Source organism: Aeromonas sp. 602396, assembly GCF_049173735.1.
Taxonomy (GTDB): Bacteria; Pseudomonadota; Gammaproteobacteria; order Enterobacterales; family Aeromonadaceae; genus Aeromonas; species Aeromonas veronii_A.
This window is the reverse complement of sequence record NZ_JAAKSD010000001.1, coordinates 262477-282787: the sequence shown is the minus strand read 5'-3', so window position 1 is coordinate 282787 and position 20311 is coordinate 262477. Positions and strand designations below refer to the sequence as shown.

The window sequence follows — 20311 nt, the reverse complement described above, 5'->3', positions numbered from 1 at the left end:
TGAATGCAGGATGCAAAATGTGAAAAAGGGGAGCCTTGCTCCCCCATTGAGTTACTTCAGTTAGCTGTTACTTCTTGTCAGGGGTTACTCCAACCAGCAGTTACGCCAGCCACTGTTGCAGCTGGCTGGCCATGCCAGCTGGCAGCAAGTGAGCGCGACTTAGCAAGTGGCTGCGCCAGGGCTCGGCCAGCAAGATGGGGCAAATTCGCATCTCCCGCCCCCTGTCAGCCACGCGCACCAACCTGTCGACAAGAGTCTCCAGCGGCGGATGCGTCGGCCAGTGGGGATAGAGGTCGGCAGTCGCGATCCCGGCCAGCTCGCACACCCGCTCCTCTTCCTCATTTCCCTTTCCATCAGCCATTGGCCAGGGGTGAAGCACCTGCAGCCAGCCCGGCCGTGCGGCCTCCAGCAACTGGCCCAGCGTCGGCTGCGCAAAATGGGGATCCCCAGCGACTTTGAGCAGATGACGCGTCCCCGCCAGCACCACCACGCCGCGCGGGGGAAGTGCAAGAAGATAGTCGGCCAGCGCCTGATCCCGCCCCCAGTTGTGTTGCTGCCACCGCTCCGGGCTCATCTCCTGCCACTCGAATAAGGGCTCGCAGAGATGCACCCGTAGCCGCACATGTTCAGGGCGCACCAGATTGCTCTGGCGCAGAGCGGAAAAGAGAGCCGGAAACTCGGGGGCCATCCAGGCAGGAAAGGCGCAGGAGTCGAGCCAGACCGGATAGAGCCGCGCCAGCGTGAGCGGCTCACCCTGCCAGTTCTCCTGCCCCGTCAGCCAGGCATCGAGCAAGCCCTGATGGCGGCGGTTGCCGCACTCCAGCACCAGATCGGTCATGACTCCCCAGAGCTCCGGATCACACAGCCAGGCGTGCTGGCGCCGGATAAAATCCGGGTGCCAATGCGGCTCCCCCAGCCCCACCAGCTTGCCCGCCAGCAAGGCTTCCCGGATGGCGGCAACCGGGGTCATGCGTCCCCCTTCTGCCGGATGTGCGGTTGCTGCCCGACCCCATCGACCCGCTCACAAATAAGGGCGCCGATCTTTGCCAGCCAGTCGGGATGCACCATCTCCTGATGCAGACAGGGGAAGCGCTCATAGCGGATCTCCCCTTTTGTCAGCGACTCCCAGCCGCGCCCATCCAGCCAGGGCTGGCGAGAGGCTGACGCCTCGATAAAGATCACCTCCCCGTGGTAGCAGTAGTCGACCGGCTCACGGATGAGCCGGTTGTTGTGGCCCACCAGCTCAATCATGGCGCTCACCACCTGCTCGTCGAGCATGGCCAGCGCACTACCCTCCGCCCCCAGTCGGGCCACCACCTCGTCGCGAGTGAGAGAGTCGAGCGCCTCATCCGCAACCGCAATCCCCCCCATTCGCAGCAGCGTATCAAGCATCCGCTGCTCATCGGGCAGCGGCTGGGTCTGCCACTGCTGGCAGGGGTAGGCGTCGAGCAGCAGCACCATGGCCACCTCCTGTCCCTGCTCTTGCAACATGGCGGCCATCCGGTGCACCAGCATGCCCCCGAGCGACCAGCCGAGCAGCCAGTAGGGTCCCTCGCTCTGTTGACGACGCAGCTCGGTCACATAATCAAGCGCCAGCTCGTCGAAACTGGCGGGCAGCGGCGCATCCGGCTGACAGAGCGCCCGCGCCTGCAGGGCATAGACGGCCATGTCGGTCGGCAGATGGGGCACCAGTGGCGCATAACACCAGCCGAGCCCCCCTGCTGGGTGGACGCAAAAGAGGGTGGGGCCTGATACGCCGGACTGCGCACCGGGCGCCCGCAGGGGCAACAGCATGGGCATGGCCTCCCGCTCGCCGCCAAGACGACGCGCCAGCTGGGCTGGGCTCGGCGCTTCGAACAGACTGGCCAGAGTGAGAGTCTGTCCGGTCGACTCTTCAATGCGCACCACCAGCTGCGCCGCCAGCAGGGAGTGGCCGCCGAGAGCAAAGAAGTTATCGTCGGCGCCGACCCGCGCCAGCCCCAGTATCTCGGCGAAGAGGCGACAGAGCCGCTCCTCCAGCAGGGTTTTCGGCAGCGACTGACCCACCGCCGACGCCATATCGGGCAGCGGCAGCCCCTTGCGATCCAGCTTGCCATTGGGAGTGAGCGGCAGCTCAGCCAGGTTTACCAGGAGCCCCGGCACCATGTAGTCGGGCAAGGCTGCGCCAAGGGCAGGTGTAAGCTCGGCCAGCGTCAGCACTGTGCTATCTGCGGCCACCACATAGGCCACCAGACGGCGATCGCCGGGGGTAAATTCGGGGGCCAGCACCACCGCCTGCGCCACCCGGGGATGGCGCAGCAGCACCTGCTCGATCTCCTCCAGTTCGATGCGCTGGCCGCGGATCTTCACCTGAAAATCGAGGCGCCCCAGATACTCGATGGCGCCATCCTCGCGCCAGGCGGCCAGATCGCCGCTGCGATAGAGCCGTCCCGCTCCGAAGGGGTTGGCAATAAAGCGCTCGGCGGTGAGCTCGGGCTGGCCAAAGTAGCCCTCTGCCACCTGCACGCCGCCGATCCAGAGCTCGCCTGCCACCCCGGGGGGCACCGGCTGCAACCAGGGGTCGAGAATGTGGATGCTGGTATTCCAGACCGGATAGCCGATGGGCACGCTGGTCACCGCCTCGTCTGCCCGGCAGGGATACCAGGTGACATCCACCGCCGCCTCGGTCGGGCCATAGAGGTTGTGCAGGGGGGCTGAGAATATCCCATACCAGCGCTGCACCAGATCCGCGGGCAGCGCCTCGCCGGAGCAAAATACCTGGCGCAGGGCGCGGCAACGAGCAGGCTCGGCCTGAGTGACAAAAATCTGCAGCATGGAGGGGACAAAGTGCAAGGTGGTGATCCCGGCCTGCTCAATCAGCTCGGCAAGGTAGGCGGGATCCTTGTGGCCGCCCGGTTTGGCGAGCACCAGCCGCGCCCCGGTCATAAAGGGCCAGAAAAACTCCCAGATGGAGACATCGAAACCGGCCGGGGTCTTTTGCAGCACCCGATCCGCCGGGCCGATGGGATACATGTGCTGCATCCAGAGCAGTCGGTTGACGATGGCGCCATGGCTCACCACCACCCCTTTGGGCCGACCGGTCGAGCCGGAGGTGTAGATGATGTAGGCCGCATCTTCCGGCTTGGGGGCTGGCAGCTCACAAGGTGCTATCGCCGCCACGTCTAGCGTCGCCAGCTGCTCTGCCACACCGGGGGCATCGAGGCAGACAAGTGGCGCGACCACATCGAGCGGCATCCGCAAGGTGCGACTGGTCAGCACCAGCGCAGGATCGCTGCTGGCGAGAATGTAGCCAATCCGCTCCGCCGGATAGTCCGGATCAACGGGTACATAGACGGCCCCCGCCGCCATGATAGCCTGCTGGGCGAGAATAAGCTCGGGAGAGCGCGGGATCACCACCGCCACCCGGCAACCGGGGCCCACGCCCCTCCCCGCCAGATAGCTGGCCAGCTGGCGGGTACGCTGGCGCAGCTCGGCCACACTCCAGCGCTCGGCGCCACACTCCAGCGCGATGACGCTCTGATCTGCCGCCGCCAGCCCCTCGGCCAGTAGTGCGCTCAGGGTGGTGGTCGGCAACGGATGGTCGGTTTGGTTCCAGCGCGCCAGCTCAGCCTGCTCGCAGGGCAGCAGCAGCGGCAAGCGCACCGCCAGGGTCTCGTCATCCGCCTCACTCCAGGCCGCCAGATAGGCTACCAGCCGGGCCAGATGACGTTCGCTCTCCTGTTGGCTGAAGCGCCCCTGATGTGCTTCGAGGGTCAGGGTCATAGCGCCTGCCTCCTCGGCAAAATAGAAGGCGCACTCCTCCACCGGCCCCGCCGCCAGCACCTGCACCTCGCCACGAACCTGGTTGTGACCTTCACCAACGCTGAGGGTACGGGCAAAGGGCATCAGGTTGACCTGAGGGCCAAACAGCGGCTGACCCGGCTGGCGCTGTTGCAACCACTCCTGACGGCAGCCCTGATGACGGCGCAGGGCGGCAAATTGCCGCTCGACCTGTGCCAGCAACTCCCCTACCCGGCTGGTGCCGCTCAGCTCGATGCGCAGGGGCACCACATTGACCTTCATGCAGGGGGTATCGGCCGCCACTGAGCCCAGCCGCCCCATCAGCGGAATACCCAGCACCACCTCGCCAGCGCCGCTCATCCGCTGCACATAGCTGGCCACCGCCGCCAGCAGCAGGCTGTAGGGGTGACAGGCCGAACGACTCGCCCGTGCCACCAAAGCCTGCCACTGGCGGCCAGCAAGCCGCTGCTCAAGACGATATGTGGGGCCCGGCCCTTGCGCCGGACGGCGGGAGAGCGACGCAGGGCTCTCCACCCCGGCCAGCTGCTGCACGAAGAAATCGCGATCCCGCGCGGCGCGCGGCGAATCCTGATAGGCCACCTCCTCGGCCAGCAACTCCTGCTGGGTCGCATAACGACAGGGGGCTGGCTGCTGGCCAATGCAGAGCGCCTCATACCAGCTCGCCACCCGCTGGCAGAGCAGGCTCAGGCCAAAGCCGTCAATGGCGATATGGTGCACGGCGATAAACCAGGCCCACTGCTCCTCACCAAGGCGATAGAGGGTAGTGGCAAACAGTGGCCCCCCGGCCAGATTGAAGGGGACGGCCAGCTGCGCACGCATCTCGGCCTGCGCGGCGGCAAGCGGATCGGCTTCGCTGCGCAGATCCCGTTCGCTCAGCTGCCAGCACGCGGGGTTGGCCACCATCTGCGGGCCATCGGCAGTGGCCACAAAGGCACAGTGCAGACAGGGGATCTCGTCGATAGTCTGGCGCACCGCGCGGGTGAAGTGATGGGGTGCCAGCGCCCCCTCCAGCAGCCAGTACTCGCCGGTATTGCAGGCGGGGCTCTGCGGATATTTTTGCTGGGCAAACCAGATGCCCGCCTGAGCTGTGGTAAGCGACCAGCGCGGCTGCTCCCCACGCTGATGGGTGGCGCGCATCGCCATTGTCTGTTCCATGGGAATGTCCTTGCGCAAACATCGAGCGGGCAGCGGCTTGCCCCTGCCCGCATGGCTGAAAAGCGAGGAGGCCAGGCCTCCTCCATAAAGTAGAGTGTCACACCTGCCAGATCGGCTGCGCGCGGGCTAGACCCCCAGAGTGGCACCGCCATCAACCACCAGATCCTGCAGGGTGATATGGCTGGCGGCATTAGAGGCGAGAAACAGCACGCAGGCAGCCACCTCGTCGGGGGTCCCAAGTTTGCCAAGGGGGATCCCCAGCTTGAACTGCCCAGGCAGGCCCGCGATGGTGCGCAGCTCCCCTTCGCGCTGTTCCCCCTCCTGCCACATGCCGTACAGCATCGGGGTTCGGGTCGAGCCCGGCGACACCAGATTGCAGCGCACGCCGTAGGGGGCAAGCTCCAACCCAGCAGTTCGGGTCAGGCTGGTCAGCGCCGCCTTGGAGGCGCCATATATGCCCATCCCCACTCGCGGCACCCGACCGGCATTGGAGGAGACATTGACGATGGCGCCCCTGCGCCGTCCCTGAAACCACGGGGTCAGGGCTCGCATCAGGTAGAAGGGGGCGAAGGTGTTGATGGCAAAGGTGCGCTGCAAGAGGGCGTCATCCACCTCATCGATCCTGCCGGTCGCCAGTACGCCCGCGACATTGACCAGCACATCGGGCCCCAGCCCCTCGTCCAGCAGCTGTTCGCTGCAGCGGGTCACGGCCTCGCTGTCGCTGACATCGATTACCACTCCCTTCACGTTGCCGGGCAGCGCCTCGACCAGTTGCAAATCGAACGCCACCACGCTGGCTCCCACCTCGGCAAAGGTACGTGCCACCGCATGGCCAATTCCCTGTGCCGCACCGGTTACCCAGACGGTTCTGCCTTGCCACTCGCTCATGGGGTGCACTCCGGTTCGCTGACGTGATCTTCGTTGACCTGATAAGCCGTGGCCTGACTGACATTAAGCTGACGGGAGAGGAGCCCCCACCAGTGAGCCAGGGTCGGCGTGCGGGCCAGCTCGGCCAGCTCCACCACCAGCCCCTGCTGACGCCACTCTTCCACCAGCCCCATCACCGCCAGCGAGTCGAGACCGTAGTCGAGCAAGTTGTCATCCTCGGTGGGCTGCTCCTGCTGCATCTCGGCGGGCAGCCGCACCAACACCTGAGCACGTAGCGACTCCCGAGTCAGGGGGCGTTTGCTGGCCGCCATCACCTCGGCCACGGTAATCACCCGACCCGCATTGCGGCTGACGTAGGAGAGCGCCAACAGATGATCCTCGCGGGAGAAGTCGGCGATGGCATCTGCCACCAGGAAGGGGCGGATATCGCGCATAAAAGCATCGACCGCCGTCTGCATCACCCCGATATGGCCGTAGATGCCGCAGATCACCAGCTGATCTCGCCCCCATTCGGCCATCAGCTCTGCCAGCGGCGAGCGGCAAAAAGCGCTGTAGCGCCACTTGGTCAGCACCGTATCCTGCGGCTCGGGTGCCAGCGCCGGAACGATGGGTTGACGCTCCGGCGCCCGGGTCAGCCCCGGCCCCCACATGTCATTGAGCAGCGCCCGATCTGCCTGACTCTGTTCGGCGGGCTGGGCGGTATAGACCACTGGCATGCCGAGAGCACGCGCCTGACGGATCAGGGTGGCGATATGGTCGATGACCTGATTGATCAGCGGATTGTCTGGCCCGTAGAAATCGACGAAATAGTACTGCATATCGTGGACCAGCAAGGCGGCCCGGCCCGGTTCGAAGGGCCAGTTCACCCGCCCGGCGTGCAGCTCCTCTGCGATAGGCAGCGGATAGGCGGCGAGGGATTGAATGGTCATGCACACTCCTTGGCGAGCTGCTCGCGCAGCCTCTGTTTGTCTATCTTGCCGACCGGGGTGTGGGGCAGTTGCTCCACCAGCACCAGGCGATCGGGCAGTTTGTAATCGGCCACCCCCTGCTCGCGCAGGAAACGGCGCAAGCGGGGCAGATTGAGGGGCTCGCGGCACATCAGAAAGGCGCAGCTGCGCTCCCCGAGCATGGGATCGGGCATGGCAACCAGTACCGCCTGCCGCACCTCCGGGTGGGTCAGCAACAGCTCTTCAATCTCGAGGGCGTCGATCTTCTCCCCACCCCGGTTGATCTGATCCTTGTTGCGCCCCACCACCATCAGATGACCGCCGGGCAAGCGGCAGACCAGATCGCCGGTGCAGTAGAAACCGTCCCGATCAAAAGCCCGCTGATTGTGGGCACCAGCCTTGAAGTAGCCGCGAAAGGTGTAGGGGCCACGCGTCCAGAGCTCGCCGCACTCGCCATCTGGCAAGGGGCGTCCGTCGCTGCCCCGCACCTCGACCTCGTCGCCCGGACTCATCGGGCGGCCCTGGGTATTGACGATGTGCCACTGGTTATCCTCGATGCGGGTGTAGTTGACCAGCCCCTCGGCCATGCCGAACACCTGCTGCAAACGGCAACCAAGGCGGCTCGCCACCGCCTCGGCGTGAGCCGGGCTGAGGCGCGCACCTCCCACCTGCACACACTCCAGAGAGGTCTGTGAATAGTGGCTGGCCGCCTCCAGCCAGAGCGCCAGAGCCGGTGGCACCAATGCCGCCCAGTTGACCTGATGGCGCTGCACCAGCGGCAGACAGGTTGCTGCAGAGGGATCCTTTGCCAGCACCACGCAGCCACCGGCATAAAACACTCCGAGTGCGCCGGGGGAGCTCAGGGGAAAGTTGTGGGGCGCTGGCAGAGCGCATAGATAGATCACCCGCTCATCCCAACCGCACACCGCTACGCTCTGGCGCACGCTGTAGCCATAGTCATCGTGGGTACGGGGGATCAGTTTGGGAGTGCCGGTGCTGCCGCCGGAGAGCTGGAAAAAGGCGACCTGATCGGCCGGAGTAGGAGTCGGCGCAGTGGCCGTCAGAGGCGAACCATCAGCACGAGCCACGGTTTCAGGCTGAAGCCATGCAAATCCTGACAGAAGATCGGAGCCTTCAGCCTGCTCGAACAGCAGTGTCTGGCAGGGGGGATATACCAGCTCATCAAGGGCCGCGAGGCTCCCCGCTTCACCGGCAAAGCCGGGATGGGAGGGGCTGAGTACCAGCAAGGCGGGCTCAATCTGGCGGGCAAAGGCCACCAGCTCGCGCCGCTGATGGCTGTAGAGGGCATGCACCGCCACTACGCCGCAGCGGATCAGGGCAAACCAGCAGATATAGAACTCGGCGCAGTTGGGCAACTGCACCAGCGCGGTATCGCCGTGGCCCAGCCCGCGCGCCGCCAGCCGCGCCGCCAGCGCATCAACCTCACGCTTTAACCGGCCATAACTGAGGGTGCGCTCGCCACAGATCAGGGCCGTGCGCTCGGGATACCGTTCTGCAGATTCATCGAGCAGGGCGGTGAGCGGTTGTCCGCGCCACCACCCTTGTGCCCGGTAGTGGGCTGCCAGCTCGGCGGGCCAGGGGGTAAAGGGCACCAGCGGCTTCATGCGGTTACCTCCGGCTCCCGGCTTTCGAGGCCGAAGGCACGCAACATGGTGCCGAGCTTGGCGGCGGTCTCCTGCCACTCCGCTTCCGGCGAAGAGCCCACCACCACCCCGGCGCCAGCATAGAGCCGCAGCTGTCTGCCGGCAAGCACGCCACAGCGAATGGTGACTACCCACTCGCCATTGCCGTCGGCATCCATCCAACCAACGGCGCCGCAGTAGAAGCGGCGATCGTACCCCTCAAGCCGGGCGATGGCCTGACGCGCTGCCGAGAGCGGCGTGCCGCACACCGCCGGTGTCGGGTGCAGTGCCAGCGCCAGAGCCAGCACGGGAGAGGGTTCATGGAGCCGTCCGGCGATGCGGGTCGAGAGGTGCCACATGGTAGGAGTGGCGATCACCTGCGGCTCCAGAGGGACGTCCAGCTCGCGGCAGAAGGGAGCGAGGGCCGCAGCGACCGCATCGGCCACCAGCGCATGTTCATAGCGATCCTTCTGCGCCCCCAGCAGTTCGGCACTGGCCGCCTGTTGATCGGAAAACGCGTGGCGCGGACGGGAGCCCGCCAGCGGATTGCTCACCACCGCCATCTCGCTGCGCGATACCAGCAGCTCGGGGCTCGCACCAAGCAGGGTCTCCCCCTCCGGCAGCGGGATCTGGAACACATAGGCGCCCGGATTCTGGGCCAACAGAGAGCCATAGGCGTGTGCGGGGGAGGTCTGCTCTGCGCTCTGCACATCGATGGCGCGCGACAGCACCACCTTCTCGAGCTGCCCCTCGCTGAACTGCTGCAGTGCCGCCCGCACCGCTCCCTGATAGTGGGCAGCGCCGGTCACTTCACTCACCTCACCACGAAGCTGACAACAGCGGGCGGGCAACAGCGCATCCCTTGCGACCCACTGCGATTGCGCCGAGATCACCAGATGCCAGGGGGATTGGGTATCAAAAGGGATGGCGCCGATGGCGATGGGATTGTCCATCCCCTGCTGGCGCAACTGACGCAGATGGGCGAGCAGCTTCTCCGGCGGGATGCCGGTAAAACTGTCGTGGATACCGGAGGCGACCAGTACCCTGTCACCGCTGGCAAAACAGCACACTTTATCCAGCCCGACCGCTGTGGCGGGCCACTCTCCTTCCAGTGCATGGTCACACATGACGGTGCTACTCCTTGGAATGAATCACTGCCTGACACGACTTAAGGTGAGTCATTTGACTCACCAGATATCAGAGTGAACGGCATCCTAACAAGGAGCGAAAAAACGATCAATACAAATGAGAATTAATTTCATTAACTTCTTTTTAGTCAAAAGCGGGTGACGAACGAAACTGAACTTCGCCGATAAAAAAGAGTTGCGATCGGAGCAAATTCAATTTGATAATGATAACGCTTATCATTTGTATGTTATGGAAGATGTAAATAATGAAATCCTCAACCTCCCGTTTTATTGCTCCCAGCCTGCTGGCCACCACCATCGTCACTCTGCTGACCCAGCAAGCGATCGCCGCCAGCAACCCCCCTCAAGCCGATGAGGTGATCACCGTCACCACCACGGCGCACAATACTCGATCGGCACCTGCCTCTATCTCTGTCATCACGGCCGAACAGATCGCCGCCGCGCCAGTCAATGACCTTGCAGATCTGCTGCGCCACGAAGTGGGCATTCAGGCTGAAGCTGACACCAATGGCCGCAGCGATATCGGCATTCGCGGCATGTCCGGCAAGTACACCCTGGTGCTGGTGGATGGCAAACGCCTCTCCTCCTCCAATGCCCTGTGGCGCGGCGGCAACTTCGACAACACCCCGGTGCCCCTCGGCATGATCCAGCGGGTCGAGGTGATCCGCGGCCCCATGTCAGCACTTTACGGCTCCGATGCCATCGGCGGTGTCATTAACATCATCACCAAGCAGCCGGGCAAAACCTGGCAAGGGGCAGCCGATGCCGACTTCAAAGCCATCGAGGGCAAGGATGGCGGCGATCAGCACAGAACCAACCTGGGCTTTACCGGCCCGCTGACCGACAACCTGCTGATCCGGATGAACGGCGAGGTGTATGACCGTCAAGCCTGGACCCCCACCGAAGCGGCCGATGGCATTCCGCTCATCGAAGCCAAGCAGACCCGCAACTTTGCCTCCACCCTGAGCTGGCTGGTGGATGAGCAGCAGCGCTTCGAGTTTGACTATCTCTACAACCAGGATGAGCGCCCCCTCGATATCTTCCGCAAGACCGGCAACAAGGTGCACAGCCGCCAGCAGCAGAACGATCGCAACCTGTTTGGCCTGACTCACAAGGGGAACTGGAGCTGGGGTGACACCACCGTCATGGCCAACTATGAAAGCTCCCAGATCGATGATTTCAATACCAGCTACTCGGCCCCGCAGCATCGCGAACTGGAGGAGAACACCCTGACCCTCAAGGGCTACACCAACCTGGCGCTGGCCAACCACTACCTGACCCTGGGTGGTGAATATCTGGATCGGGAGCTGGTGGATGCGGTGAGCTACAAGGATATCGGCGGTAAAGAGAGTCACTCCCAAGAGGCGCTGTTCGCTCAGGACGAGATCGGCCTGACCGACAGCCTGACCTTCACGCTGGGCGGCCGTTACGATCACCACGAGATCTACGGCAGCCACTTCACCCCGCGCGGCTATCTGGTCTATGAGATGAACGATGTGGTGACCGTCAAGGGCGGGGTCAGCCAGGCCTTCAAGGCTCCGGCACCACACCAGTACTCCAACGGTTACAGCATCGAGAGCTGCGGCGGCAGCTGCCGCATCTATGGCAGCGACAAGGTCAAGCCGGAAACCAGCACCAACTACGAGCTGGGTGTCATCGCAGGAGAAGGGATCTGGGAGACCAGCGCCACCCTCTTCTACTCCGACATCGACGACATGCTCACCTTCAAGCAGTTGCCGAACTCCACTGACCGCACTTGGTACAACCTGGAGAAAGCCACCACCAAGGGGCTGGAGCTGACCGGCAAGCTCGATCTGACCGACGATATCAACCTTGGCGCCAACTACACCTACCTCAAGGCGGAAGGCGATCAGGGTCAGGCTCTGCCCGAGCGGCCCGAGCACAAGGCCAACGCCAAGATCACCTGGCAGGCCACCGAGCGGGTCAATGCCTTTGTCGGCACCACCTACACCGGCACCCAGTTTGCCGAGCAGACCGTCAACAAGGTTGTCGTACTGCACAAGCTGCCCAGCTATCAGACCTTCGATCTCGGCACCGGCTTCAAGGTCACCGAGAACTTTGACCTGCGACTGGGGATCAACAACCTGACCGACGTGCGCCTGCAAGAGAAAGACACCCTCTTCCAGAACGTCGAACCGGGTCGCAGCTACTACGTCAGCGGCTCAGCCCGCTTCTAAGGTAGCCAAGGCCGATATAACAGAGCGCGGGCCCATGCCCGCGCTCTGTTAACCAAGAGAATAAGGGGAAGATCCCCACTGGACAGCAAAGAGCATGCAGATTTCCATTTTCATCAGGATCGCTCATGTTCACCTCACTTCTGAATGCTTCACCCCTTGCAACATTGCCCACCCCTGACGAGATGTTAAAGGCCAGACCCTGTCCGGTACGGCTCGCTCGCCAAATTGCACGCAGCCGCCAGCAAGCCCGCCATATTCTGCAGGGTGAGGATGATCGCCTGCTGCTGGTGATCGGCCCCTGCTCCATTCACGATCCGGCTGCCGCCCGCGACTATGGTGGCCAGCTCGCTGAACTGCAGGACCAATACGGGGAGCAGTTGCAACTGGTGATGCGCACCTATTTCGAAAAGCCGCGCACGACGCTCGGCTGGAAAGGGTTTATCTTCGATCCCGACCTCGATGGCAGCGATCGGCTGGAAAAGGGCCTATCCCAGGCCCGAGAGTTACTGCTGGCCCTTGGACAGGAAGGGCTCGCCTGTGCCACCGAATTTCTCGATCTCACCAGCATGCTCTATCTGGGGGATCTCATCAGCTGGGGCGCTATCGGTGCCCGCACCACCGAATCCCAGCTCCACCGCCAACTGGCCTCGGCCCTCCCCTGCCCCATTGGTTTTAAAAACGGCACCGACGGTAATATCCGGATCGCGGTCGAGGCGATCCTCGCCAGCCGGGCAGCCCACCTCTATACCCAGCCTTCCGGTGATGGCCAGCTGGCACTGGTGCGCAGCCATGGCAACCCCGACTGTCATCTGATCCTGCGCGGTGGCCGCCAACCCAACTATCAGAGCAATCATGTTACAGAGGCTGGCGACTTGCTGCGCCAACATCATCTGTCACCCCGGCTGATGATCGATTGCAGCCACGGCAACAGCCAGAAGCAGCATGCCCGCCAGCTGCTGGTTGCCCGTGACATTGCCGACCAGCTGGGTGCTGGTAGCCATGCCATCGCCGCCATCATGGTGGAAAGTTTTATCTGCGAAGGGCGTCAGGAGATTGGCAGCAAACCGCTGCGCTACGGCCAGTCGATCACCGATAGCTGCATCGGCTGGGAACAGACAAGGCAACTGCTCGATATGGTGGCAGAAGGGGTTGAGGCGCGCCGTCAGCAGCGGATCGCCCTGGCGGGATAAATGGCGGATTAGAGAGATAACGCAGAAAAGAGTGTGGCCCCGATGGGGCCACCTTGTTGTTCGCTGTTTGACACTCGTCAGGCGACTGACTCCCGCTCCACCAGCTGGGCTTCAAACTTGAGCGCCAGGCCGTCCACCGGCTTGTGATCGAGCAGACGCAGCGCCAGCTCGGCAGCGCGGCTGCCCATCTCCTCGATGGGGTAGCGCACCGTGGTGAGCTTGGGATAGATGTAGCGGGCGTAGGGGATATCGTCGAACCCCACCACCGACACCTGCTGCGGGATCTTGTAACCCCGCTCCAGCAGGCAAGAGATCGCCCCCGCCACCATACCGTCGTTGAAACCGAGCACGGCCGTGAACTCGACACCACGGGCCAGCAGTTCACTCATCGCCACATAGCCGCCATTTTCGTCGGCATAGGCGCGGCTGACGAGTGCAGGATCAAAGGCGATCCCTGCTCTCGCCAGGGTCTGGGTGTAACCGGCCATCCGCTGCTGACCATCGACAAACTCTTCATCATCGGAGGTGATAAAGGCGATGTTGCGATGACCGGCATCCAGCAAGTGCTGGCACGCGGTGGTGATCCCCGCCTGGTTATCGAGCCAGACGCAGCGATCCTCAAAGCCCGGCACCTGACGGTTGATAAACACGATGGGGGTAGAGCCTGCCGCCAGCTCGCTCAGCTCCTCGTCCGGAAGCGCCTTGCTGTGGAGGATCAGCGCATCGCACTGGCGCTGCAGCAGCGCCTGAATGGCATGACGCTCGCGTGCGATATCGTGATTGCCAGACATGACGATGGTGAACTTGTTGGCCTGATCGACCATGGTTTCGATGCCACGCATCATCTGGGCAAAGAAGGGGCCGCCGCAGAGGTCGCCAACCAGCACGCCAATGCAGTTGGAACGCTTGCTGACCAGAGCCTGGGCAAAACTGTTGGGTCGAAAATTCAGTTCCTTCATGGCCGCCAGTACGGCCTCACGCTTTTCCGGTGCTACCTGTGCCGTGTTGTTGATAACCCGCGACACGGTGGAGATAGACACATTTGCCAGCTGAGAAACGTCTTTAATCGTTGCCACTATCCATTCCTTTATTGTGGGGGAACCTGTCGGTGCCGACGCCTGAGTATACCCTGCGGCCTGATGCAATTCCCGGAGCCAGGTCACCAGGCATGTTTCCTTTGGTAACAAAACCTTACCCGATGATACCCGGCGGCAGGGAAATTTGAAAACAGGGGCCGGCTGGCGGCCCCCGACTCAATAGGCGTGCTTGAGCTCCCGCTCTGACATGAAGCGCAGCGGCTGCTGCAGCTTGTGCTGATAGATGAGATCGAACGACAACACGTTTTGCACGTAGTTGCGGGTCTCCTTGTAGGGAATACTCTCGACCCACACATCCATCGGCTTGTTGTCACTCTGCTCTCGCCAGCGTTTTACCCGTCCCGGCCCGGCGTTGTAGGCGGCCGCCGCCAGGATCCGGTTGCCGTCATAGACATCCAGCAAGCGCTTGAGATAGGCGCTCCCCAGACGAATATTCATCGTCGGATCAAACAGTTGCTGCTCGTTGCGATAGGGCACCCCCAGCTTGCCGGCAGTCTCTTTGGCAGTAGCAGGCATCAGTTGCATCAGACCGCGCGCCCCCACCGGCGACTGGGCCAGCGGATAGAGGGCACTCTCCTGACGGGAGATGGCATAGAGCAAACTGGTGTTCATGGTGCGCTCTTGCGCCATCTGGGAGAAGGTGCGTTTGAGCGGCAGCGGGAAGCGCAGGTCGAGAGCATCCCACGCTTCGGCGCGAATGCTGGCGAGAATGGCCAGCTCGTGCCACCCCTGATTGAGGGCGATATGACCAAACTCGATGCGCTGGGCCACCGGATTGCGATCCATGTTGTGGATCCACTCCGAGCGGGCCGCCGCAATCTCGTTCATCGAGAGCAATTCGCGCACCCGCAACAGGAAGGGCCAGCGCTGGCTGGCCGTGCGCCAGTCCGGTACATGCTTGACGCTCTGGTTCTTGATGCGATAGGGCACGCCGGTGCGCTGGGCGGCCATAAAGCCGTAGAAACCGCGCAGGTTGGCGGTCTCCAGATAGAGATCCCGCGCCGGTTTTTGCTGCCCCTGCACCTCAAGGGAGCGCGCCATCCAGTAGCGCCAGCGATCCTCTTTCTGACGGGCCATCGGCATCATCTTCACCCAGCCGGAGAGGCCACGCCAATCCTGCTCCCAGATGGCCAGTCGCGCCCGCAGCTCGGTAATGTCGGGATCCGCCAGCTTTTTCACCGTGCTGTCGACCCAGCTGCGCTGGGCTATGGAGCGATCCAGCAGCAGGCGGCGGGCAATGGCACGCTCTACCGGTTTCACCTCGGCCTGGGTCAGCCCGAAACGGCTGCGAAACAGCGCAAGCTGGCGCAGCACCGACTCCGGCTCCTGATTGGCATAGCGGGTCAAACCGAGGGAGAGCAGCTTACGGGAGTAGGGATTGCTGCTGAAATAGGCCGGGTTCATCGCCTTGGCAGGCTGCTCGAACAGGGTCACCATCTGATCGCCATAGCTCTGCAAGCCACTACCCAGGGTCGCGCCAAGGTGGCGGATCAGGTTGGGGTTTTCCGCCTCGAACGCCAGCGTCATCCGCTGCCAGATCTTCTCCTGGGTTCGCTGACCGGATGCCTGCCACAGCTGGAACAGCGGGGAGCAGGCATCGGGACGGGATTGACCGCTCATCCAGATCTTGCCCGCCCCCTGCAACGCCTCTTTCTGCTTGCCGGTGTAATAGAGCGCCTGATAGTGCATGCAGAGCAGATCGGTGGAGCTCGGCTTGGCCGGATAGAAGCGCAGGAACTGCGACCACTGCTGGCTCTGGGCCAGATAGGTCAGATAGCTGCGCTCCAGCCGGTTGGACTGGGGGGTATCTCCATGCTGGCGGATAAAGCGGGTCACATCGTTGTAATCCGCCGCCCCCGGACGAAAGGCGAGCTGATAGTAATCGAGGTAAGGGAGCAGGGGGTAATGGGTCAACCGGGCACGAATTTGCTGGAAACGGGCCTGATCATTGGCCCGTACGGCGTCATACGCCTGACGGTAGAGCGTCTGGTCGGCAGTCTGCGCCATCAGGGTCGGCACGAACAGCGCCGACAAAACAATTCCCCATACAGCTTTCACTGAGCATCTCCATTGAGGGCAATACACCGCCCGGTGGCGGTGGGTCTACTGCCTCTCATTCTACCCGTTGCCGGGCAGCGCTACAGCGGGGAGCAAGGACTATTTTTCTGCCTCGCTCAGCTGCATTTCACGCAGTTGCTCCGGTCTGGTCAGCCGCTGTACATATTTCTCCAGATAGGGCACCGGCAGCGGCTTGGAGGCGAGATAGCCCTGATAGAAACTGCACCCCTGCGCCTTGAGAAACTTCAGTTGCTGGCGGGATTCCACCCCTTCCGCCGTGACGTTGAACCCCATATGGCGCGCCATGGCGATCACCGCCTCGACGATGGCCATGTTGTCGCCATCTTTCGGGATGTCCTGAATGAAGGAGCGGTCGATCTTGAGCTCATCGGCAGGCAGCCGCTTGAGGTAGCTCAGGGAGGAGTAACCGGCGCCAAAATCGTCGATGGCAAAGCTGATGCCGAGCTCCTTGAGCTCGGTCATCTTGCTGATGGTGTCCTCGGCATGACCCAGCACCACGGACTCGGTGATCTCCAGATTGAGGCAGGCCGGATCCATGCCGGTTTGCGCCAACACATCGTGGATCCGCTCGACAAAATCGGTGGCATGGAACTGCTTGGCACTGACGTTGACCGAGATCTGCGGAATGTGGATGCCGTTTTCCTCCCACAGCACATACTGGGCGCACGCCTCGTGCAGCACCCAGTTGCCGATATCGACAATCAGGTCCGTCTCCTCGGCGATGGGGATAAATTCGGCCGGCGAGACCAGCGAGCGACCGGCTGGCTGCCAGCGGATCAGCGCCTCGACACCAATGATATCGCCGCCATCGACCATATGCTGGGGCTGATAGTAGAGGGTCAGCTCTTGCTGGCTGAGGGCGTTGCGCAATTCGTTGTGAATGAGCAGACGGCGATCCGCCTGCTGCTGCATCGAGGCATCGAAGAAGCGACGGGTCTTGCGGCCAGCGGACTTGGCCTGATACATGGCGGTATCCGCCTGCTTGAGCAGGTCATCGACCCCCTGCTCCCGATCCGGAAACAGGGTAATGCCAACGCTGGCGCCGATGTGCAGCACTTGCCCCACATAGGTATAAGGAGCGGCAATCTCGGTGATGAGCCGCTCGGCAATGATATCGGCCTGCATCTCCGCCTGGGGCGGGCTGGCCGAGAGCGATGGCAACAGCAACACAAACTCGTCACCGCCGAGGCGGGCCAGGCAATCTCCTTGCCGCACCAACCGTTTGAGACGGGCGGCGACCTCCTTGAGCAGCCAGTCACCGGTGGCGTGGCCGAGGGAGTCGTTGATGGTCTTGAAGTGGTCGAGATCGATAAAGAGCAGCGCGCCAATCAGACCGTCGCGGGTCGCCTCGTTGAAGGTCTGCACCAGGGTCTCGTGGAGCTGACGGCGATTGGGCAATCCGGTCAGCTCGTCGTAATAGGCGAGATCCTGGATGCGCCGCTCGGCCGCCTTGCGCTCGGAGATATCCTCGAAGCAGATGACAAAGTGGCTGATCACCCCCTTCTCATCCTGCACCGGCGTCACTATCTCCCACTGGGGATAGGTGTGACCATCGACATGGCGACGCTGGGTCTCCCCCTGCCAGCGGCTGAGGGTGTTGAGCTCGTAACCGAGCCCTCCCAGATTTGGCCAGAGATCCTCTTCCAGATGCAGGCCCAGCACCGACTGGCTGTCAAAGCCGGTGATCTGGCTGAAGGCGTTGTTGACCCGCAGGATCTTGAACCCCGGATCCGTGATGATGATCCCTTCGTGGGTCTCGAATGCAACGGCAGAGAGGCGCATCTGGGCATCTGATTGCAGGCGCTCCAGCTCGGCCACCATCCGTACCGAAAAGGTATTGAGTACCGAGGTGAGGTTGCTGGTATCTGCCGGAGCCGAATAGAGCAGCGCCAGATGGCCCAGAAGTTGGCCTCTGGCATCAAACAGCGGCTGACCGTAGTAAGTCTGCCCGGCCGCCAGCCAGGGTTGATACTCCTGCGACTGGTCGATCACCTCGAAACAGATGGCCCCTTGCTTGTAGAGCTCCTGACAGGGGGATCCCGCCAGCGGATAATCCTTCTGCGCCAGCCCGTCGGCGGCCAGCACTTTGACCCGGTCGGCACCGCACAACTCACCCACCCAGACCGCATCCACCTTGAGGATATGGGCCAACTGGCTGACCAGGGTATTGAAGAAATCGAGCCCGGTGCGGGCAGAGAGCGCCTGCGCCAACTGGGTGAGCAGGGTGGTTTGCAGCAACGGCAAAGAGAGATTGAGGGAGGAGACCGCACTGTTGGCGGTATCAAGAGGGGCCAGCCAGCCACAGCAGATCTGCTGGGTGGGCACAAACTGGCCGCTCCAGAGCACATGGTTGAGCTGCCCCTGATCATCTTTCAGATGACCGATGAACTGCTCAGGCAGATGTGATTCATGAAGCCGGACAAGAAAGTCGGCAAAGCCTGCCTCATCTTCCGGTAACAGGCGAGCGGCCCAGGGATGATTGCCCTCCCCTTGCCACTGCTGGTAGGCCTCCTGATCAGAGAGACTCCACTGATCATGTTGCCGATCGAAAAACCACATGACTTGCGTGGCCTGCTGCTTCATTTACCACTCCAACACAACAACCAACCACGTTTGATGTCCAATCAGGCATAGCAACGCCCCCTGCATCCGCTCATGAGATCAGAGGTTGCGAGGGAAGAGTACAAACATGCGATATCAAGCAGTGGAAACCGGACATGAGGTCGACACGAAGTGCTGCCAAGAAGGGACAGAAACGATCCTATTCCCGTCATACTGCCTGCCAGTTTCATGGAGCTCAAGCTGTTTTTGGCACGAAACCGGAAAAGATCACAATTTATAAGTTGCTGAATAGCCAAGGGAATGTTATGTGACATGGATCACATTTCAATCTTTACCAATGAGTAATCTGAAGGTGAAGACACAAGCAAGACGACCCGAAGGGGGCCAATATGAAAATCGAAATTACCAGCAAAATCATCGACATCACCCCGGCTATCCGCGAGCGCATCGAATCCCGTTTTGAAAAGCTCGAACGTCTTCAGGTGCCTCTCATCACACCCCATGTGATTGTTTCCAAAGAGCGTCTGATGTTCACTGTCGAAGCCAGTGCTGGCATCCCCAACGGCAAACTGTTTGCCCAGGCAGAGCATGAGGATCTCTACGCCGCCATCAACGAACTGGGGCAAAAACTGGAGCGCCAACTCAACCGTCACACCGAAAAGCCGATTGCCCGTCGTGCCAATGCCGCACTCAAAGAGCAGCCGCAACCGGATGAAGCTGACGCTTGATAGCATGCTGCAAGGCTAAAAATTCCAAAGAGCATAAAGGCGGGGTTACCCGCCTTTATGTTGCCTGTGATTTACCCCACAAGCACAGCATTACGTCAGTGAACAGGCGCCATCAACTGAGCCAGTGCAACCGGGTATCCACCCCCTCTTGCAAACGGTCGAGGATCGGCAGCAATACCAGCGGATCCTCCTGGCGTGGCATATCGGCCAGCTTTCCTTGCAACCGCTCCCGCGCCAGCGGTGACAGGTTGTCGTAGACAGCCTCATCCAGCAGCGGTTGTTTGACCGCCAGCGGCGGTGTTTGCAGCACCAGCCAGAGCCGCACATCCACCATGCTTCCCCCCTGCTGCAGCCGCTCATTGATGGCACTGCAGTCACTCCCCGCCCCTTCAGCCACCAGCACCTCTGCCGGTCGCAGATCAAAGTGCAGACGCCAGTCACGGCTCTGGGGAGTGGCCGCCGGTTTGGCATCAAACCAGGGCTGCTCCTCCACCGCGTCGGTCAGCAGGGCCAGATGCAACCGGAAATCCGCCCGATCGCCATGCTGCAGGTCACGGTTGAGGCGCTGCCCCAACTGGCCCTCATCAACGAGCAGGTGATTACGGATTGAACTGGGCAGCATGAGATAACTCTCGAAAATGGCGATTTCACTGGTTATCGGCCACAAATCCAATTCTTTTAATGGAAAAATCCTGCTTGGGGGTTCACAAAACCGGAAGATCTGTTAGTATGCGCCTCGCACTTGTGGAGGGGTTCCCGAGCGGCCAAAGGGATCAGACTGTAAATCTGACGGCTCTGCCTTCGAAGGTTCGAATCCTTCTCCCTCCACCATCATTCAGAAAACCCGGCCTAGTGCCGGGTTTTCGCATTTTTGG

General features: G+C 62.1%; 13 protein-coding genes and 1 tRNA gene. 4 read left to right on the top strand and 10 right to left on the bottom strand.

Annotated features, from left to right (window positions below):
• Positions 1-100 precede the first annotated feature (100 nt).
• The 6 genes from G5229_RS01215 to G5229_RS01190 form a co-directional block, all read right to left on the bottom strand.
• Positions 101-970: a hypothetical protein gene (locus G5229_RS01215; protein ID WP_421208130.1), complete on the bottom strand. Its 870-nt coding sequence runs from the start codon at positions 968-970 to the stop codon at positions 101-103.
• The gene (locus G5229_RS01210; protein ID WP_421208128.1) at positions 967-4956 is read right to left on the bottom strand and encodes an amino acid adenylation domain-containing protein; all 3990 of its coding nucleotides are present in this window, start codon (positions 4954-4956) and stop codon (positions 967-969) included. Before G5229_RS01210 ends, G5229_RS01215 begins: the two co-directional genes overlap by 4 nt.
• A 126-nt stretch (positions 4957-5082) precedes the next feature.
• Positions 5083-5844, bottom strand: coding sequence for a 2,3-dihydro-2,3-dihydroxybenzoate dehydrogenase (dhbA, locus tag G5229_RS01205; RefSeq protein WP_421208126.1), 762 nt, complete (start codon positions 5842-5844; stop codon positions 5083-5085).
• Positions 5841-6773: an isochorismatase family protein gene (locus G5229_RS01200; protein ID WP_421208124.1), complete on the bottom strand. Its 933-nt coding sequence runs from the start codon at positions 6771-6773 to the stop codon at positions 5841-5843. The genes dhbA and G5229_RS01200 overlap by 4 nt, the downstream gene beginning before the upstream one ends.
• Positions 6770-8416 carry a (2,3-dihydroxybenzoyl)adenylate synthase gene (locus G5229_RS01195; RefSeq protein ID WP_227340859.1) on the bottom strand — a complete coding sequence of 549 codons (1647 nt, stop codon included), beginning with the start codon at positions 8414-8416 and terminating at the stop codon, positions 6770-6772. Before G5229_RS01195 ends, G5229_RS01200 begins: the two co-directional genes overlap by 4 nt.
• Positions 8413-9561, bottom strand: a complete 1149-nt coding sequence (locus tag G5229_RS01190; RefSeq protein WP_216979091.1) for an isochorismate synthase — start codon at positions 9559-9561, stop codon at positions 8413-8415. The genes G5229_RS01195 and G5229_RS01190 overlap by 4 nt, the downstream gene beginning before the upstream one ends.
• Positions 9562-9827: 266 nt before the next feature.
• On the opposite strand from G5229_RS01190, the gene G5229_RS01185 reads away from it, so the two are divergent.
• Positions 9828-11780: a TonB-dependent receptor domain-containing protein gene (locus tag G5229_RS01185; RefSeq protein WP_421208121.1), complete on the top strand. Its 1953-nt coding sequence runs from the start codon at positions 9828-9830 to the stop codon at positions 11778-11780.
• A 125-nt stretch (positions 11781-11905) separates the two neighbouring features.
• Complete coding sequence (locus G5229_RS01180) at positions 11906-12970, top strand: 3-deoxy-7-phosphoheptulonate synthase (RefSeq protein ID WP_421208120.1); 1065 nt, start codon at positions 11906-11908, stop codon at positions 12968-12970.
• A gap of 77 nt (positions 12971-13047) precedes the next feature.
• On the opposite strand, the gene G5229_RS01175 is transcribed toward G5229_RS01180, so the two are convergent.
• The 3 genes from G5229_RS01175 to G5229_RS01165 all read right to left on the bottom strand — a co-directional run bounded on the left by G5229_RS01175 (position 13048) and on the right by G5229_RS01165 (position 18729).
• The gene (locus G5229_RS01175) at positions 13048-14046 is read right to left on the bottom strand and encodes a LacI family DNA-binding transcriptional regulator (protein WP_069527099.1); all 999 of its coding nucleotides are present in this window, start codon (positions 14044-14046) and stop codon (positions 13048-13050) included.
• 177 nt (positions 14047-14223) lie between these two features.
• Positions 14224-16125 carry a transglycosylase SLT domain-containing protein gene (locus G5229_RS01170; RefSeq protein WP_421208118.1) on the bottom strand — a complete coding sequence of 634 codons (1902 nt, stop codon included), beginning with the start codon at positions 16123-16125 and terminating at the stop codon, positions 14224-14226.
• A 99-nt stretch (positions 16126-16224) separates the two neighbouring features.
• Complete coding sequence (locus G5229_RS01165) at positions 16225-18729, bottom strand: putative bifunctional diguanylate cyclase/phosphodiesterase (protein ID WP_421208116.1); 2505 nt, start codon at positions 18727-18729, stop codon at positions 16225-16227.
• A gap of 368 nt (positions 18730-19097) precedes the next feature.
• Between G5229_RS01165 and hpf the strand changes: the two genes are divergently transcribed.
• Positions 19098-19436 (top strand): ribosome hibernation-promoting factor, HPF/YfiA family, encoded by a 339-nt coding sequence (gene hpf, locus G5229_RS01160; RefSeq protein ID WP_005334257.1) that lies wholly within the window; start codon positions 19098-19100, stop codon positions 19434-19436.
• Positions 19437-19548: 112 nt separating this feature from the next.
• Here hpf and G5229_RS01155 read toward each other — a convergent pair whose 3' ends face one another.
• Positions 19549-20058, bottom strand: coding sequence for a VC2046/SO_2500 family protein (locus tag G5229_RS01155; protein ID WP_167558009.1), 510 nt, complete (start codon positions 20056-20058; stop codon positions 19549-19551).
• Between the two features lie 124 nt (positions 20059-20182).
• On the opposite strand from G5229_RS01155, the gene G5229_RS01150 reads away from it, so the two are divergent.
• Positions 20183-20267 (top strand) — tRNA-Tyr (locus G5229_RS01150).
• Positions 20268-20311 lie beyond the last annotated feature (44 nt).